We start from the raw sequence: 18,176 nt of genomic DNA, 5'->3' as shown, positions 1-18,176 counted from the left end.
GGACATCGTAATAAATGAATATGAACTTCTTTGTGGGTTTATGCACTAAAATTGAAATTTAACAATATTCATGCAGTGTTGAATACCATCCTGAAGCCGTTTATCCTGTTCCGCTTTTGAAGAAAATCAGTCCCAACATTTTTCATTTCGACTCAAAACAATAGGGTCGGTTCCTTTGAGTCGGGAATAAGTTCGCTAATAGTTCCTGGAGGATCGTACATGTCAGCAACCCAAATTGATGGTGTCTTTTACATTAACCTGGATTTCAGGACCGACAGACAGGAAAACATGGCGCGTCAGCTTAAAAACTGCAAGTGGCCGGTAAGCCGAATTTCTGCAGTGAGGCTAGAAAATGGTCCGCAGGAAGCAGGGATAAAACTTCAGCCTCAACTAGCCGAGCGTATACATGTCGCAAGTATCTGGCTTTCGCATAAAGTTGCCATTGAAAATGCAATTGAAGTGGGTCAGGGTGGGGCATCAATATTACTTGAAGATGACGTAAGGGTTGCCGATTCATTTTGGTCTGACGAATTAAATTTACCAGATTCCCTGCCAGAGGATTGGGAAATTATTTTCTACAGTCCCCGCTATCGCGTGAACAAAAATGGTCCTTTGAAAGACTATAAGGGTAAAAAATGGATGGATGCTCCACATGGAGATAAGCCTGTTTTACTTAAGAAGCTGCGGGGAACTTATATCATGACCGGAGCTCATTTTGTCGTCTTTAAAAACAGGTCTGTTATGGGATCAGTATTGGATAAAATGATCGCTACAGAAGAGGTCTATGATGTAGATAGATTTTATATGGCTGAATTTAATACTTACGGGATCGATTCCAAGCTCATAGGTACCGGCCCGTTCGGCTCGGACCACGACTAAACCTCAAACTTGATTGTATCGTTAGGTTCTGCCATTTCGTTAGGTTAGAGCTTAGGTTTTAAAACTTGAATAATAGTAGTAATAGCCGGATGTTCAATATGCTTAAAATTCCTGGACTTTCTATCCACTTAGAAAAACGCTTACTTCGTAATCAGGCAAACTTGATTAGAGAGTCAGGGCTCTTTGATGAGAATTGGTACTTAGACAAATATGCAGATGTTAAAGAGTCAGAAATTGATCCGGTAATACATTTCCTCAAGTTCGGAACATCAGAAGCCAGATATCCCAACCCGGAATTTGATACGGAATGGTACCTCAACGAATATTCTGATGTTCGTTCATCGGGTATTAATCCGTTAATACACTATATCAAACACGGGAAGGATGAAGGGCGAGCAACAAGTGCCGGGACAACCGTAAAGCAACGTAGTAGCAGTAAGTCGGTGGTCAACGACCTCTGTACGAAGATATGGGGTGGCTTTAGCAAATATGCAGTAAAAGATCTGGAGCGACTAGTCGAGGACCAGAGCGTTTCGGCTGCAGATCGAATAACAGGACTTTACACTCTGGCAAGATGGCATGCTTCAAATTCAAATTGGTCTGAAGTTACAAAACTCATCAAAAGCACGCGCATTATCGATATGAAATTTTATCGTTCTAAGCGCACAAAGCTCTTGCTTATCGAAAGCTATATACAGCAAGGAATGCATGAAAAGGCGATTGAATTTATAGAGCCTTCATTAGAAGTAAACTTCGACAGTGATTTGGTTTGCGCATTAGGCAATATCGGCGAGACATGTGAAAGTAGACTCAAGATAATAAATAGAATTTATGAGTACTATGGATTAGCGAAGCTGGAATTTATCAAACCCGATAGGGGAATGACTTTTGGCAACGTGGATGTTTTAGAAAAATTAACTACGATAAATGACGGCCCAAAAGTAAGCATATTAGTACCCGTTTACAAAGCAGAAGAATTTATAGGGGTTGCAATAAAATCGTTGTTGGCTCAAACGTGGTCTAATCTTGAAATTATTGCTGTAGACGACTGCAGTCCGGACCGCTCTCTTGAAATATTGAAGGAGTTCGCTGAAGCTGATTCCAGACTGAAAGTCTATAAAAATGAGGAAAATCTTGGAGCATATGGCACCAGAAATAAGGCGTTGAGCCTTGCAACTGGTGACTATATTACTGTGCATGACAGTGATGACTGGTCTCATCCTCAGATGTTAGAAGTCCAGCTTGGCGCTATGTTTAGTGATCCGAGACTAAAAGTCACGTGTTCAATGATGGCAAGAGTATTGCCGGACATGAAATTTCTACTTCGCCCTCAGCGTAATAACTTAGATTATGTACACCGAAGTTATCCTTCAGTGTTAATCCGAAAATCTGACCTTGACGATCTAGGGATGTGGGACGGTGTTTCAGCTAATGCAGACGACGAATTTGTTCAGCGGGCTCGGATTCTTTGGGGGAAAAATTCTGTCAAAGATATCCTTACGGGCGTACCTTTGTCATTCTTCCTGGTTCATGAAAATTCTCTGACTCAAAGCAAAAAAACCAGCCTGAACAGTCTGACCTTCGGCGTCCGGTACGAATACTCACGTCAAGCGAAGTTTTGGCGGGAGAATGTAGTAGCGAGTGATGCGAAAAGTATTGTTACTGATAGAATATCGCTTAAGGCTCCCTTCCCAATCCCGGCTGGTTTAGCGCCTAATAATTGGAATATAAACTCCCGATACGATTTAGTCATTGTGTCTGATTTGAGTTTATTAGGTGGTACAAGAAGATGCAATGAAGGTTATATTAATGCTGCAATAAACTCGGGCTTGAGAGTTGGACTCTTTCACTGGCCGCGTTATGATTTGGCGTTAGCAGAAATAGCGCCAGAATATACCGAACTTTCTTACCATAATAACGTTGATATACTGGTACATGAAGATGAGATTACAGCTAATCTTATAGTCATACACCACCCCCCCATTCTTAAATATGAACTGGATGCATTTCCTGATATCGAGTGTAAAACAGTTGGTATCCTGGTTAATCAGTCTCCAATGCAATTGTGGTCAGAACAACCTCACTATTACTTCGAGAGCGAAGTAAATGAGCAGTGCCTCAGGTTATTTAAGCAGAAACCCGTGTGGATCCCTATATCCTCTGTTGTAGAAAAAACATTGAAGTTAGCCGGCGGAGGTGAACATCTCCATGATGAGATTTGGTATCCACCATACAGTAAAGCGTTACCTTCAAAGATGCCTGCGGTAGCTGCAGATTTTGGAACAGATGCACGTCCTATTATTGTTGGCCGGCATAGCAGAGACCACTGGACTAAGTGGCCTGCTTCTTCCCGGGAGCTTAAAGCTGCATATTGTGCAGGTGAATCTGGTATCGATATGCGACTTATGGGAGGTGTAAGAACACCTCGCAAGCTTTTGGGGCGCATTCCATCTAACTGGCAGGTTTTTGATTTTGATTCAATCGACGTGAGTGATTTTATCAGTGATTTGGATTTTTTCCTTCATTTCACACATGATGATTACATTGAAGAGTTTGGTCGAAATATCATGGAAGCAATGGCTGCCGGGAAGGTGACTATTTTACCTCACGTCTATAAAGATGTGTTTGGTGATGCAGCTGTGTACTGCAAACCAAATGAGGTGTCTGCAACAGTCCTCCAGCTTTGGAAAAATCATGAGCTGTATTCAGAACAGGCTCTGAGAGGCTTTAACTTTGTAAGGGATAACTGTGAACCGCTTGTTGTTGAAGAAAAGTTACTACGGCTATTAAACCGGTAATGAACAACTCACAAATATTCAGTTAGATTTAAAGTACAATTTATGCGTTCCCTGACAAAAAAAATATTAAGCAAGTTATCCGCTGAAAAGCAGACTTCTCAAAATCTGAAGTTTCTTCTTGAAAGCGATTGGTTTGATGAAGGTTACTACGTCAAAGAGAATGATATACCTGCTGAGAATCAAGTCGAGTGTCTGACCAGAGTTGGAGCTATAAAGCACTATTTGAATCATGGGGTAGATTTAGGGTTTAATCCTTCTGCTAAATTTAATACAGCTTGGTATCTTGAACGTTATAAAGACATCAGGAAAAGTAAAACAAATCCTCTCATCCACTTCTTACGTTACGGTGTGAATGAGGGGCGTATACCCAAACCCCCTTTATTAGAGGATTTGAACAACGCTGCCTGTAATGACAAGAATCCAAAAATAACTTTTTATTCGACACGTTCAGATGGTTTTGGTGAACGCATAAAATCCATTCTAAACGGTCTGGTTCTCGCGGAATATTTTAACTGCGACTTTCGGTTTAGCTGGCCTGCCTCTTCTCATTTAGGTGACTCTCACTCTGTAGCCAGCGCAAAAGAAACGTTTTCAGACGAATTTCTGGCTAAGTATTTTGTTAGCGATATACCTGATGACATTTCAAACTTTGATTCTGTTGAAAATTTATCCGGTAACGGCGGGACGATTTCTTTAAGAGTTTCTCAGGCCAATATTTTCAATCAATTTCCATTTTTACAAGAAAAGCTTTCCCGGGATGTATTCGGCAAGGCCTTTTCAAGCATAGATTTTTCTGACGAAATAACATCTGCTATAAATACTGCAAAAAGCATTGAAATAAATTCGCCTAGCATTTCTGTACACTTGCGTAGTGGCGATATTGTCTACGGGCGCTATCGTTTTGATGACCGGTATACAAACAAAGTCATTTCTTATCCGCAAGCTGATTTTATATGTGGTGCAGCGAATAGTGATAATTTCCAAGTAATCATCTTTGGTGAGAATCAAGATGTTTGCCGTAAACTGGCTGACCGGAATAATAGTAGTTACTTCGGTGATTGGGCTGGGCTTCGGAAGATGACACAGTTGCAGAAAGCTATTTTCGATATAGTCCTCATGTCCCGGACAGATAGGATTTATGCTGGAAACAGCGGTTTTTCTCAGTTAGCAGAATGGATAGGACATACTCCTATTTGCTCTCCTGACGATAATTTTAACCGCCATGCTATGGCGAACCATATTATAGATGTGCTCGAAAGTAGTGTTTCAGAATCATTCGACGATTTTCAAAATGGATTTGGTTCCTGGCACCTAGTCTTTAACTATAAGGACATTATAGGAAGGAGCAATGCAATCCTGCATTTGGAAAAAGCATTATTGTATACACCTGACTGCTTATTTTATCACGCTGTACTGGCATCACTTTATTTTGAATCTGGTGCGATTTCCAAAGCAAACCATCATCTGGATATTCTGATTAGTAGCAAACCTAAACCTGAAGGGGTTGGTAGCTATGAATACCTCACTGAATATAAATATTCCGACGGAAAAAAACCTTTGCACAAGTATCGGGGTAATATGCTGGCAATGAGTAAAAATGGCGTTTCTAAAGCCGGAGATGTATTCAGAGCGTTGGCCCATTAACGGGGGCTGTTTTTAAAGTTACCAGCCAAGCTTTATGGATGAAGACCTTCATTTACTTCAAAATTATCATAAAAAGCAATCGTGGTTTTTGAAGGGCTCCAACTTGGGTCATTTCCACCATAAAAGGAACTATAAAGAAAATATTCTATTTTCTTATTTAAATTTCCGGACAGATTTAATCCATTAGCTTCTGCCTGTTTGGTTTCGTCAATATACAGAGATACTATGCCGTCTCTTGAACCAATTGCAGAATTCAGCTTCACGTATAGTGAAATTTTGTACCATGTTTCCGGTTTGAAGTTGAACTCAGAAAAGACAGGAGTGTCATCACCGCATCGGGCCTTTCGATCCTGATGATAGATATAAAGAACCGGTCTGCCTGCTTCTCTCCACATCATTCTCACAGACCATCCGTTGGGATCCACCGGACTGCAGCCTGTAGTGGCGGTCCCCCCGGCCAAACCATGCATTTTGCCTCCTTTGATAAATTCAAAATCTTTATCAAGCTTCATATCAAAGGTTAGTGTAGCCTCACTGACAGGATGAGAAAGATTAAAACGACGGCCGACATAAGGTGTTCCCGAAGAACTGGGTATGTATGAATGTTCTATTATATGATCATATGTTCCCGGTTCAGTTGCAGAGATTACTCTAAGTTTTTGATCAAACCAAGTTTCTCCTAAACTCATTGTCTCAAAGTCTTCTGAATACAGCAGTGTATTATGCTCCGTATACTTGGGCGCTAGCTCATTAAGAACAAGTAAAACAGCTGACAATAATACAAGCAGAAGTATTTTTTTTAGTGTCGGCGATGAGATCATTTTGATTTAACTTTTCCTTTCATTGCTCACTTTCTCATTCTCAGCTATGCATGAAAAAGCGTTTGTTTTAATTTTCTTGCTATCACAGTTGAGTCGTATTTCTCCTTAACGACAGCGAGAGCTCTACATTTCATAGCTTTCAATGTTTTTCTATCTTTTGATAGTTTTTCAAGGTGGGTTAAAATTGATTGCCAGTCTTTGATTTCAGCAAGGCAACCAAAGGAAGAGTCAACTGTCTCACGAAGAGCGCCCCACGAGTAGCAGACTGGAACGCAACCACTAGCCATCCCTTCAATAATTGTTCTTCCGAAAGACTCTTGAAAGTGCGATAGATTAAGTACGACGTCTTTGTCACTTAGGGCATTAACGGGTGACTCAGCATAACCACAAAAATTAATGTTGCCTTCAGAGTAGTTCGACATAAGCGTTTTGAGCTCTTTTGTTTCGGGCCCATAAAGGTAAAACTCAATTTCTAATTCGCGCCTGGAAGCCTCGCCGGCTAAGTAGAAAAAATCCTTTATACCTTTTTTGATACCATTACTACTAAGCATTGCCACTTTAAGGGGATTGTCACTTTCGTCGACTGCTCCCGGATTAAAGTCATTTATGTTAATCGCGTTTTGTATAACAGTGGTTTTGCTACCAAGGCTTATATAGTCTGCAGTGGCTTGTGAGTTAGCGATAATTACATCTGCAGTCTTATCGATATGGTTCCTGATCTGGTCAGGGTCAGCTTTGAGCCTTATACACAAATCTGGGTCATGGTTCGGTAACTCTCGTATATGAACCACAGTTTTAAGGCCTGAATTTCTTGCTGCGATACTTGGTTCCAAAAGAGTCAATGTGTTGATATATACGAGATCGGGCTTGGTAAAATTGATGACTTGCATCACGTTTTTTGTCAGTTCCGTTTGTTCATCACGGCCCCGTCGCCACCAGATTAAAGGCATATAGTAAATAGCTTCAACATAATTAAGTAGTCCTGTACAGTACTCACTGTTTTGTGCACTCGGGAGTATTGCTACGACACCTACACCAGATTCTGACAGCATTCGGGCACAATCAACAAAACTCTTTTCCGCTCCGAATACTTTATCACCAGCAAGATGAGCAACCATTAAAACCCGATTTTCTTTTGCAGTGTTTTGTAACCCACGTTGAGATAACGGAAAGGTATAATCACCAGTGTTTGATGCCCATTCAGAAATGGCCTCCAGGTTACTTATATTTTTTATTTTAGCCAGCGCGCTTATGCTGACTGAAGGTGTCGCATCTCTGCCTTCGGAAATGCCAAATCTGATGAAGTGTTTTAACGGTTCAACTTTTGCTTCGGCGATATCTGGATAAGCATTTAAATACCAGGAATCGTCAAATAAATTGCGAGTTTTTAAGTAGCGATAAAGATTATCTAGTCTTACCTGGTTACTTCCACGACATATATGCGGGGGGGCAATAAACTTCCGTATGCCATCTTTCGGCATATAAAGTCTTCTTTTTAGCGTATGCCAGCATATTGCAGCTTCGTGGTAATCCTTCCTAATACCGTTGAATTGTGTTCTGAGGTGGGTTGCACTGGTCTGAGTAAGAGAGTTCCTGTCTACTCTCCCGAACGAAAGAGGAATACCAGGATAAACTTCTAAGACAGAAGAATTGCCAAATTTTTTTAAAATTCTGAGATAATATTCTGTGTCAGCATTGACGGATACATTGTCCCAAAAACCTAATTTCCTGAAAACAGAACGCTTAAACATCAGGCTGGATACATTTCTGTATATCCATCCTTCTTCCATTCTCCATCGTTCAAAACATAAGTCAGGGTCGGTTCTGACCCAATGGGATATAGTTGCTTTTGTTTTTCTGTTTTTTGAAAACGCACTAACCTGCAATTGTATTTTCTGGGGGTGAGACCAGTCGTCAGCATCATGAACAGTTATAAGACGACCATTACAAGACTGTAGTCCTTCATTTCTGGCGTAATAAGCACCACTATTTTTCTTTAGTCTGATGTATTTTATTCTTTTATCTAGCTTTGACAGAGAGCGAACAATATTTCCGCTACTATCGGTAGATGCGTCATCAACGACTATAATTTCTATTTTAGTATATGTCTGGTCGGTAAGACTTCGCAGAGCAGTTGAAATAGTTTTTTCTGCATTGAAACATGGGATAATTATTGATACCAAGGGACTGTAAAATGATGTGCTAACTTTGGGAGCTTCGCCAGACAATTTTTCTAAAGTTGGCCGGTCGACAATAGAAAGCTCTGCGAGATTATTCTTGGCAAAAATTTCATTAATAGACTTTATTTTAGCTTTGTCATTTTTGAGCATGGATGCAGCAAGAGTTTTGTTATTGGAGGATCTCCAACTCGAATTTGACAATACTTCTGCTGCTTTCTCTAGCAGATTGCATTTAAAGTAAATGCTGAACCCCAGCAAATAAGGACCTTCATGATTTATGTAGAGGATAAGCTCCTTTGAGTACATCATAGCCTCTACATACGTCAAAGCCTCTTTCCAATTCCCCCAACTGGCAAGCCAACGGCATAAGAACCAACTGGCTAAAGACTTCTCTGGCTCTCCTGCATTTACCGCTAAATGTTGTAGTCGCGCAAACGCTTCTCTATGGTCTTTTGTTGACCAAAGCTCGTTATCTTGTTGAACTGCTTCGATAAAACACGGCCAACGACCTTCCCTCCAGCCATGGTTTTTGAAATGAGTTAAAGGATCAACACCTGCTTTGGCAATATCAGGATAAGTGCTTAGGTACCAGGACGTGTCAAAAATATTCAATAGATCTTGAGGAGCTGTTTCGAGCATAACAAATTTAAAGGTATGTGATTTCACAATGGTATTAGTCATGCAGGGTGAATGTCTACCTGAATTAACTGAATGCGCCTGTGCAATCTGTATGTGTAATGTGGTCTAATACGGCAATGTTTATCGGGATGCTGGGTAGCATAATTACTCTCTGCATTGTGAACCCCTTGTCAGTCCATGCCTCTACAATGCTGGTAGAAAGATAGGGTATAAGAACCGCGTGGTTCAGAGTTTGATTTATTATGAAGGTAGTTTTTCATTTCGGGCCGCCTAAGTCAGGTACTTCGGCTATTCAAAAGTGGTTATTGTCAAATCGTGACTGGTTATTATCGCAACATATTTATTATCCCGATCATGTCCTGGACGTAAATGGAGTTAGCTCCGGTAACTTGAGATCTGCGTTCGAGTTTGTGAATGAGGATTTTTACTTTTCCAAGAAGCTGTTCGATGAACAAGTTAATAACGCACAGATAGCGGGCTGCCATACGATTGTCTTTTCTTCTGAGTTTTTTTTTCGTAGGTTGGAAGAAATAAGTTTGAATGTACCCAATGCGCTTTTTATCGGTTATATACGTTTTGGGTTAGAGGTTTTACAATCTTCTTATAACCAATCTGTAAAAAGACATGGAAAAGTTGAAAAATTTGAACCGCTTGCCCAGGTTCAGTCAACACTCAGAACGCTTAGTTTAACTGTAAAGCAGTTAGATGAGGGTAAATTCGAGCTTCGGCCGTATTGCAAAAAATTATTTAAAAACAATAGTATAGTTGCTGATTTTCTAGATTTTCTTAATCTTGAATTTAACAGCGTTGATTTTGATGTTGGTCGTGTAAATCCGTCATATAGTCTTGAAAGTATTGAGGTTAAGCGCTGGTTCAATCAACTGGAAGTTGGTGCGTTAGAAACACAACTAGATTTGGCATTACAGAATTATGGAGATCCGAGGCCGTATTCACTGATGTCTGATCAACTGTTTGAAGAATGCAAAATTATATATATCAGACAACTCAAGGACTTTCTTCGAAGTCATGATGTCTTAAAGTCTTCCGAGTTTTATAAAGAGTGCTCTTGGTTGAAAAATAAGCCTTATAAAGAGCAAGAGCTATCTCTGAGTGAATTTGAGAGTGTATTACGAGATCTATTACAGCGGAAAGAGATTTCCAGGCATGCTGTGCAAGCAGCGTACACGGAAGGAATGAAGCAGAGGTTGCATCTTGAATATCCGGAAAGGTTAGAAATACTCCATCGGATTGCACCTCCCTGGAGAGTTCTTTTTGAGAGAATAGCGAAATTCATAATGTAAGCTCTGAAGCACCGACTGAAAGTTAATATGAGCGTTTATTTAGGTGAACCATTGATAGTGTATGGGGCTGCTGTTTAACTGAACCAAAATGATGAGAAGTTGGAGAATTAGGTTGAGAAAAGGAATAATACTGGCCGGTGGCTCAGGCACACGCCTTCACCCGCTAACTAAAGTCGTCAGCAAGCAACTGATGCCGGTTTACGACAAGCCGATGATCTTCTATCCGCTGGCGACACTGATGATGTCCGGTATACGCGACATTCTTATCATAACCACACCGCAGGAGCAGGCCCGGTTCATAGAACTGATTGGTGATGGCTCTGCATTAGGTATCAATGTGCAGTATGCGGCACAACCTTCCCCGGACGGCCTTGCACAAGCTTTCCTCATTGGTGAAGAGTTCATCGGAAATGATGCCTGTACGCTTATTCTCGGTGATAACATCTATTATGGTCACGATTTAAAAGTCTCGCTGAAGAATGCCTATGAGCAAGATTCTGGTGCTACAGTTTTCGGCTACCACGTGAACGACCCTGAACGTTACGGCGTAGTTGATTTTGACGATGACTGGAATGCACTGTCTATTGAAGAGAAGCCTGCTAAGCCTAAATCAAACTATGCAGTAACCGGTCTGTATTATTACGACAACCGCGTGGTGGATTTTGCTAAGGCTGTTAAGCCTTCTCCCCGTGGTGAGCTTGAAATTACCGACCTGAATAACCTCTATCTGCAAGATGGCTCGCTTAAAGTTGAACTGATGGGGCGTGGTTCTGCATGGTTGGATACCGGTACGCTGGACAGCCTGCTGGATGCTGCCAACTTTGTGGCTGCTATCGAAAAACGTCAGGGCCTGAAAGTCTGTTGTCCTGAAGAAGTCGCTTACCGTATGGGCTATATAGATGCTGCTCAGGTTGAGAAGCTGGCCAGACCTTTGATTAAAAGTGGCTACGGTGAGTATTTAATGAAGATCATCAGTGGTCGGGTTAAGAGCTAAGCGCGTATCTTCAACGTTCGATTTTTGGGAATAGCATTTCATGCAAGTAGTATCGACAGACATCCCGGATGTCAAAATCATTGAGCCCCGCGTCTTTGGTGACGAGCGTGGCTTTTTCCTGGAAACCTTCCGCACTGACTGGTTCAAACAGGAATGTGCCGATGTGGATTTCGTACAGGACAACCATTCAAAATCTAAGCAGGGCATTCTCCGTGGTCTGCATTATCAGCTGGAACAGACTCAGGGCAAGTTAGTCCGTGTGGTCAGCGGCGAAGTGTTCGATGTGGCGGTGGATATGCGTAAAGACTCGCCCACGTTTGGCAAATGGGTCGGCGTAATGCTGTCAGCTGAAAACAAACGTCAACTGTGGGTGCCGGCCGGTTTTGCGCACGGTTTTTATGTGACCAGTGAATCGGCAGAGTTCGTGTACAAGTGCACGGATTATTATCATCCTGCCTCAGAAGTGTCGGTGAAGTTTGATGACCCGACTATCGGTATCAACTGGCCGCTGGTAAACGGCGAAGCGCCGTCGCTGTCTGCAAAAGATGCGGAAGGCCTGGCCTTTACCGACGCACCGGCATTTTAAGGAAAGCCCATGTCAATTGTTGTAATAGGGAAATCCGGACAACTGGCTTACGAGCTTCAGCAGGCAGGCGGTGGCAACATTGTTTGTCTGGGTCGTGATGATATCGACATCACGAATCCGGCAGCTCTCGCCGAAACGCTGGACAGCATTAAACCTGAAGCTGTCATCAATGCTTCGGCCTACACCGCGGTAGATAAAGCAGAATCTGAACCGGAAACGGCGGCGCTGATTAACACACAGGGTGTGGCAAATCTGGCTGACTACTGCAAAGCAAACGGTATCTTCCTGGTGCATGTGTCTACCGACTATGTATTTAACGGTAAGAAAGGCTCACCTTACACAGTAGATGACACCATCGAACCGCAGGGCGTATACGGCAAAACCAAAGCCGACGGCGAAAAAGCACTGCTTAATACTATTCCGGCTTCAAGCTGCTTAATACGCACCGCCTGGGTGTACTCGACCCACGGCAATAATTTTGTTAAAACCATGCTGCGCCTGATGGCAGAAAAACCACAGCTTACTGTAATTGATGACCAGATTGGCTCGCCTACACTGGCAAGCGGGCTGGCACAGGCCTGTTTGTTTGCCGCACAAAACAAAACGGCAGGGGTATTCCACTGGACAGACGAAGGCATAACCAGCTGGTACGATTTTGCACTGGCCATTCAGGAACTGGCAATTGAAAAAGGCCTGCTCGAAAGCAAGACCCCTGTCCTGCCTATCCCGTCGTCACAATATCCTACACCGGCGAAACGTCCGCATTACAGTGTGCTGGATAAAACCCTGACCCGCGAAACCTTTTCTTCATTGCAACCTGCCCACTGGCGTGCACAACTCTCCGCCATGCTGGATGCACTGAAATCAGAACAGAGCAAAGAACAATGAGCAAAACTATACTAGTCACCGGCGGTGCCGGCTTCATCGGTTCGGCGGTAGTCCGACACCTGATTAACGACACAGAGCATACGGTTATCAACGTAGATAAACTGACTTATGCCGGTAACCTGGAGTCATTGACTACCGTATCAGACAGTGACCGCTACTTCTTCGAGAAAGTCGATATCTGCGATGCCGACGAAGTAAAACGTGTATTCACCACACACCAGCCTGACATCGTCATGCACCTGGCAGCAGAATCACACGTTGACCGCTCTATCGACGGCCCGGGTGAATTTATCCAGACTAACGTCGTCGGCACTTACACGTTGCTGGAGCAGGCCCGCGCGTACTGGTCAAAGCTGGAGGGCGATAAGAAAGACGGCTTTAAATTCCACCATATCTCCACCGATGAAGTGTACGGCGACCTGCCACACCCGGATGAAGTGGAAGAGGGCACCGAACTGCCGCTGTTTACTGAAACCACACCGTACGCACCTAGTTCACCCTATTCTGCAAGTAAAGCGTCTTCAGACCAGCTGGTCCGTGCCTGGCTGCGCACCTACAAACTGCCAACACTGGTGACCAACTGTTCGAACAACTACGGCCCGTATCACTTCCCGGAAAAACTCATTCCGCTGGTCATCCTGAATGCCCTGGCCGGAAAAGATTTACCTGTCTATGGTAAAGGCAATCAAATCCGTGACTGGCTGTATGTGGAAGACCATGCCCGCGCACTGGTTGTGGTAGCCCTGAACGGTGAAATCGGTGAAACCTATAACATTGGCGGCCATAACGAGAAACAGAACATCGACGTGGTGAAAACCATCTGTACCATTCTGGATGATGTTAAGCCAAAAAGTACCAAGTACGCAGAGCAAATCACATACGTCACAGACCGTCCCGGCCACGATATGCGCTATGCTATCGACGCCTCAAAGATTCAGAAAGAACTGGGCTGGACCCCGCAGGAAACCTTCGAAAGCGGTATCCGCAAAACTGTCGAATGGTATCTGAACAATGAAGCCTGGTGGAAAGCGGTGTTAGACGGCAGCTATCAGGGTGAGCGTCTTGGGGCCGGAAATTAATTCTTTCCGCTATTCCGTGTTAGTATAAAAGCCGCATTTCCATGCGGCTTTTTTAATGTTCGATGATTAGCAGGTTTAAATGAAGAAGATTGCAATGCAATCCGTGCAGATGGCTATTAAGTTGGTGCCATCCCCAATTCGTGAAAAGGTAAAACGTAGTGAAAGATTGACCACGTTTTACAGTCAGTCAATCCGGCGTTCTGGTCTCACATATGGTGAGCCAACTAAGCGGACGAAGAAGAAACTTTATCGGGAGTTTGTTTCTCATCACAATAAACTGATTGAAAATGTGTCTTTCCGCGATAAGTCTGCAGATCTTCTGGTTGTGGTAGCCGGAGAGTCTGGTCACGAAAAAACTATTCAAAATCTCAAATCGTTGAACCTTCCTTATGTAATCTGGCCTGCGAAAAAGGATGAAAAGGGTTGCCCGGAATTTAATGATTTCCTGCGAAATCAGAACACTGGCAGCTATGTGCTGTTGATAAACGCAGGAGATATATTGCGTCCCCAATCTTGCTACATGATGTCTGCGTTGTTACAGCAGGATTCTTATGATCTCGTTTATTGTGATACAGATATTACTGCAGACCCCAAAAAGCCAGGTTCACCTCATTTCCTGCCTGACTGGAATCCCGAGCTGCAACTTTCTGCCGGCTATGTTTCGACAGGAGTACTGATTAAACGTGAGCTCCTGAACACTGTTCAGCTTAGTGCTGTCTCTATTGCAGGTTTAACGTCAGAGCTCTGGTTAACGAAATCTGATATGCGTGTTGGCCATATTCCTTCAGTCTTGGTAATACGTGATGATGAAGCTCATGCGAGACAGGAAGTGTCTGCATTAGAAGACATCGCAAGACTGACAAAGCAGCACTCAGATGCTGTCCCGGCATTAAATGTTGAACAAAAAATCAACCATGTGCAATGGCCTGTTAAAAAGCAGCCTCTGGTTTCTTTAGTCATACCTACAAAAAATGCAAAAGAACTGGTTAAAGCTTGTATCGATTCGATCAGGGAAAAAACACTTTATAAAAATTATGAAATCATCCTTATAGACAATGGCTCGGATGAGAAGGAAAGCCTTGAGTATTTTGCTTCTCTTGATGCTTTACCTGAAATCAGGGTGATCAAATACCCCGGCCCATTTAACTATTCGGCAATAAATAATTTTGGCGTGTCGCACGCGAACGGTGAGATCATTGGCCTTATCAATAACGACATAGAAGTTATTAAGCCTGACTGGCTCACTTATATGGTCGGACATGCGATGAGGGACGATGTTGGGTGTGTAGGCGCTAAATTGTTGTATTCGGACGGATGCATTCAACATGCAGGAGTAGTTTTAGGCTATGGCGGTGGTGCAGGGCATGCGCATAAGTACTTCCCCCGATATCATCCCGGATACATGAAAAGATTACTGGCCACTCAGAATTACTCGGCTGTGACTGCAGCCTGTTTACTGGTTAAAAAGTCCAAATTTTTGGAAGTCGGTGGTTTAAACGAACAGGATCTGGCCGTTGCTTTTAACGATGTAGACTTTTGTTTGCGAGTCAGAGAAACTGGTGTCAGAAATGTATTTTGTGCCGAAGCCGAGCTTTATCATCATGAATCGGTCAGTCGTGGCCTGGATGTTGCTCCTGAAAAAGCGGCACGTTTTAATCGCGAACTCGAATATTTGCGTAGTCAATGGCATGGTTATATCAGTCATGACCCGGCATACAGCCCTAATTTGACACTTAAGAGAGAGAACTTTTCTATTAAGCGTCGTGAAGAGTTTACCGCCCTTGGGCCCCCAACTTTTTAGAAACAGTATTTATACCTTTAGATAGTGAGAAAAAATGGAACCGACGAATAAGAAATTCAAAGTCGCAGTAGCCGGGACTGGCTACGTAGGATTATCAAACGCAGTGCTGCTTGCCCAGCACAATGAAGTTGTTGCTGTTGACTTAGTTCCTGAAAAGGTAGAAATGCTCAACGCACGGAAGTCGCCTATTGAAGATAAAGAAATTTCTCAATATCTGGCGGAGAAGGAACTTAATCTCAGAGCGACCCTTGATGCTGAAGAGGCATACCGCGATGCAGATTTCGTGGTTATCGCAACGCCTACTGATTACGACCCGCAAACAAACTATTTTAATACTGGCAGTGTTGATTCAGTCATCAAAACTGTAATGAAAGTAAATCCGAAAGCAGTAATGGTAGTGAAGTCTACAGTACCTGTTGGCTTTACCCGTGAGGCAAAGGCTGAGCACGGTACCGACAATCTTCTATTCTCACCTGAGTTCTTACGTGAAGGTCGTGCGCTTTACGACAACCTTTATCCAAGCCGTATTATTGTGGGCGAAAGAAGTGAGCGGGCAGAAGTGTTTGCTGGCTTACTCAAGCAGGGCGCAATTAAAGAAGATATCGAAGTGCTGTTTACCGACAGTACTGAAGCAGAAGCCATTAAGCTTTTTGCCAACACTTATCTGGCCATGCGGGTTGCGTATTTTAATGAGCTGGACAGCTATGCTGAAAGCCATGGTCTGGATTCAAAACAGATTATTGAAGGTGTTGGTCTTGACCCTCGAATCGGCAAGCACTACAACAATCCAAGTTTTGGTTACGGCGGCTACTGTTTACCTAAGGATACGAAGCAGCTGCTGGCTAATTACAGTAATGTGCCTAACAATATGATTCAGGCTATTGTCGATGCCAACCGTACCCGTAAAGATTTTGTGGCCGATTCGATTATCAGTCGCCGTCCTAAAATTGTCGGTATTTTCCGTCTGATCATGAAGTCCGGTTCGGATAACTTCCGCGCCAGTGCGATTCAGGGGATCATGAAACGTATTAAGGCCAAAGGTATTGAAGTGGTGGTCTATGAACCGGTTATTAAAGAGGATGAGTTCTTTAATTCCCGTGTAATTAATGATTTGAATGCGTTTAAAGAAATGTCAGATGTTATTGTTGCTAACCGTGTGACAGATGATATCCGTGATGTTCTTGAAAAAGTCTACAGCCGCGATTTGTTCGGTGCAGACTAATTAAGAAAGAAAACAAGAAGGGGAGCGTTTGCTCCCCTTTGTTTTATCTGTTCAGTACTATCTGTATGTCTTCGTCAGTTAAACCTATGGACTGGCCATATTCAGCCAGCTTATCGTCACTGACACCATAACTTTGAGCTGTTTCCAATATCCGGATTGCCTGCTCTTTCTCTGCATGAGTTTGCTGCAGGGCGGTGGTAATTACCTCATCCGACTGGGCAGGGAACACTGCAAGCAATGCATCAACAACATACTCGCCTACATAGGGTACAGTATTAAGTGCGGTTGACAGGATCTCAATTACCTTATTGGGATGCTCCTGAGATAACGTCTGCACAATACGATCGGCCGAGTCAGGTTCAGTTTGTACTGCTACACGAACGATTTCATCCAGCTCTTCCGGAGTCGTGTCGGCTGCGGCCTGAACAACAAAATCTACATAACTGGGTTCAGCGCGAATTGCCAGCTTAACGATATTAGTACAGGTACTGACATCTTTCTCAATTGCCATCTGCACAATATCCTGAGTAGAAGCGGGCTGTGCTGAGATGGCGGCAAAGATAATTTCGCGGTATTTATCAGGATAAGTATCCAGTGCAACATCTACAATAGACACCACATCCTGGGGATAGTGGCTGGCAATCGATCGGATAGCCCGGCCAATAGACATGTTTTGATCAACCTGACGTTTCAGAAACTGGATCTGAAAATCATCATTATTATTCTTAACTGTGTCTGCGTTAGATGCTGCGAAACATAGTGCGGGTAAACACATAGCTACTACAAAAAACGGTATGCTAACTCTGGGAGTCATACTCCACCCTCATTAAATTGCGTCCCTAATGGACGCTATTATTGCTCTTATAATAGAGCTATCGTATTCGCAATTAGTTCAAATTGTCTAATTATTGTATGTATAGTCTATAAAGTAATCATTCGAACGCATAAACACAACTTTTTTAGGTATAGGTGTTGACGTGCGATTATAAATCTCTAGAATGCGCCCCACTTCTGACGGGGAGTCACGAAAGAGACTACTAAAGAAGTGTTATAACACAGAGCAAACGTGATGAGTTATAACAGTTTTCACTGAAAACACTTGAGAAATTAAATTTCAAAAAGATGTTGACACTGGAAACGAAGCGCGTAGAATGCGCATCCCGCTTCAGGGAGAAACACTGAAGCAGCTAAGAAGATTCTTAGCATTGTTCTTTAAAAATTTATAACAAGACAATCTGTGTGGGCACTCGTTGAGAGTGTCAACCGACGATTCATAAAAGTTTTTCGATATATTTAATTGAAGAGTTTGATCATGGCTCAGATTGAACGCTGGCGGCAGGCCTA

General features: G+C 43.0%; 13 protein-coding genes. 10 read left to right on the top strand and 3 right to left on the bottom strand.

Annotation, left to right across the window (positions count from 1 at the left end; all coding sequences use genetic code 11):
* The first annotated feature begins 219 nt into the window (after positions 1-219).
* The 3 genes from ACXAGR_RS06520 (at position 220) to ACXAGR_RS06510 (ending at position 5,321) form a co-directional block, all read left to right on the top strand.
* Positions 220-879, top strand: coding sequence for a hypothetical protein (locus ACXAGR_RS06520; protein WP_474848863.1), 660 nt, complete (start codon positions 220-222; stop codon positions 877-879).
* Between the two features lie 98 nt (positions 880-977).
* The gene (locus ACXAGR_RS06515; protein ID WP_474848861.1) at positions 978-3,677 is read left to right on the top strand and encodes a glycosyltransferase; all 2,700 of its coding nucleotides are present in this window, start codon (positions 978-980) and stop codon (positions 3,675-3,677) included.
* 42 nt (positions 3,678-3,719) lie between these two features.
* Complete coding sequence (locus ACXAGR_RS06510; protein ID WP_474848859.1) at positions 3,720-5,321, top strand: hypothetical protein; 1,602 nt, start codon at positions 3,720-3,722, stop codon at positions 5,319-5,321.
* A gap of 32 nt (positions 5,322-5,353) precedes the next feature.
* Here ACXAGR_RS06510 and ACXAGR_RS06505 read toward each other — a convergent pair whose 3' ends face one another.
* On the bottom strand, positions 5,354-6,142 hold the full coding sequence (locus ACXAGR_RS06505) for a polysaccharide lyase (RefSeq protein WP_474848857.1): 789 nt from the start codon (positions 6,140-6,142) through the stop codon (positions 5,354-5,356).
* 44 nt (positions 6,143-6,186) lie between these two features.
* The gene (locus ACXAGR_RS06500; RefSeq protein WP_474848855.1) at positions 6,187-9,003 is read right to left on the bottom strand and encodes a glycosyltransferase; all 2,817 of its coding nucleotides are present in this window, start codon (positions 9,001-9,003) and stop codon (positions 6,187-6,189) included.
* A 200-nt stretch (positions 9,004-9,203) separates the two neighbouring features.
* Between ACXAGR_RS06500 and ACXAGR_RS06495 the strand changes: the two genes are divergently transcribed.
* The 7 genes from ACXAGR_RS06495 (at position 9,204) to ACXAGR_RS06465 (ending at position 16,832) form a co-directional block, all read left to right on the top strand.
* Positions 9,204-10,262, top strand: coding sequence for a hypothetical protein (locus ACXAGR_RS06495; protein WP_474848853.1), 1,059 nt, complete (start codon positions 9,204-9,206; stop codon positions 10,260-10,262).
* Positions 10,263-10,374: 112 nt separating this feature from the next.
* On the top strand, positions 10,375-11,256 hold the full coding sequence (gene rfbA, locus ACXAGR_RS06490; protein ID WP_474848851.1) for a glucose-1-phosphate thymidylyltransferase RfbA: 882 nt from the start codon (positions 10,375-10,377) through the stop codon (positions 11,254-11,256).
* A 40-nt stretch (positions 11,257-11,296) separates the two neighbouring features.
* Positions 11,297-11,842, top strand: coding sequence for a dTDP-4-dehydrorhamnose 3,5-epimerase (rfbC, locus tag ACXAGR_RS06485; protein WP_303575284.1), 546 nt, complete (start codon positions 11,297-11,299; stop codon positions 11,840-11,842).
* A 9-nt stretch (positions 11,843-11,851) separates the two neighbouring features.
* Entirely contained in the window at positions 11,852-12,730 is an 879-nt protein-coding gene (gene rfbD, locus ACXAGR_RS06480) for a dTDP-4-dehydrorhamnose reductase (protein ID WP_474848849.1), read from the top strand.
* Positions 12,727-13,809: a dTDP-glucose 4,6-dehydratase gene (gene rfbB / locus ACXAGR_RS06475; RefSeq protein ID WP_474848847.1), complete on the top strand. Its 1,083-nt coding sequence runs from the start codon at positions 12,727-12,729 to the stop codon at positions 13,807-13,809. Before rfbD ends, rfbB begins: the two co-directional genes overlap by 4 nt.
* Before the next feature lie 79 nt (positions 13,810-13,888).
* Entirely contained in the window at positions 13,889-15,610 is a 1,722-nt protein-coding gene (locus ACXAGR_RS06470) for a glycosyltransferase family 2 protein (RefSeq protein WP_474848845.1), read from the top strand.
* A 34-nt stretch (positions 15,611-15,644) separates the two neighbouring features.
* Positions 15,645-16,832, top strand: coding sequence for a nucleotide sugar dehydrogenase (locus ACXAGR_RS06465; protein WP_474848843.1), 1,188 nt, complete (start codon positions 15,645-15,647; stop codon positions 16,830-16,832).
* A 43-nt stretch (positions 16,833-16,875) separates the two neighbouring features.
* Here ACXAGR_RS06465 and ACXAGR_RS06460 read toward each other — a convergent pair whose 3' ends face one another.
* A complete protein-coding gene (locus tag ACXAGR_RS06460) occupies positions 16,876-17,646 on the bottom strand; it encodes a hypothetical protein (protein ID WP_474848841.1) in 771 nt (256 codons plus the stop codon).
* Positions 17,647-18,176 lie beyond the last annotated feature (530 nt).

This window comes from Alteromonas sp. ABH4_457 (assembly GCF_056160625.1).
The sequence above is the reverse complement of the archived record's forward strand: the minus strand, read 5'-3'. Positions and strand labels throughout refer to the sequence as shown.

What these genes read in the sequence shown, in the direction of transcription:
- ACXAGR_RS06510 (WP_474848859.1), top strand. Translation starts at nt 3,720, where the DNA reads ATGCGTTCCCTGACAAAAAAAATATTAAGCAAGTTATCCGCTGAAAAG.
- ACXAGR_RS06500 (WP_474848855.1), bottom strand. Translation starts at nt 9,003, where the DNA reads ATGACTAATACCATTGTGAAATCACATACCTTTAAATTTGTTATGCTC.
- rfbB (WP_474848847.1), top strand. Translation starts at nt 12,727, where the DNA reads ATGAGCAAAACTATACTAGTCACCGGCGGTGCCGGCTTCATCGGTTCG.
- ACXAGR_RS06505 (WP_474848857.1), bottom strand. Translation starts at nt 6,142, where the DNA reads ATGATCTCATCGCCGACACTAAAAAAAATACTTCTGCTTGTATTATTG.
- ACXAGR_RS06470 (WP_474848845.1), top strand. Translation starts at nt 13,889, where the DNA reads ATGAAGAAGATTGCAATGCAATCCGTGCAGATGGCTATTAAGTTGGTG.
- rfbC (WP_303575284.1), top strand. Translation starts at nt 11,297, where the DNA reads ATGCAAGTAGTATCGACAGACATCCCGGATGTCAAAATCATTGAGCCC.
- ACXAGR_RS06520 (WP_474848863.1), top strand. Translation starts at nt 220, where the DNA reads ATGTCAGCAACCCAAATTGATGGTGTCTTTTACATTAACCTGGATTTC.
- ACXAGR_RS06495 (WP_474848853.1), top strand. Translation starts at nt 9,204, where the DNA reads ATGAAGGTAGTTTTTCATTTCGGGCCGCCTAAGTCAGGTACTTCGGCT.
- rfbD (WP_474848849.1), top strand. Translation starts at nt 11,852, where the DNA reads ATGTCAATTGTTGTAATAGGGAAATCCGGACAACTGGCTTACGAGCTT.
- ACXAGR_RS06465 (WP_474848843.1), top strand. Translation starts at nt 15,645, where the DNA reads ATGGAACCGACGAATAAGAAATTCAAAGTCGCAGTAGCCGGGACTGGC.
- ACXAGR_RS06515 (WP_474848861.1), top strand. Translation starts at nt 978, where the DNA reads ATGCTTAAAATTCCTGGACTTTCTATCCACTTAGAAAAACGCTTACTT.
- ACXAGR_RS06460 (WP_474848841.1), bottom strand. Translation starts at nt 17,646, where the DNA reads ATGACTCCCAGAGTTAGCATACCGTTTTTTGTAGTAGCTATGTGTTTA.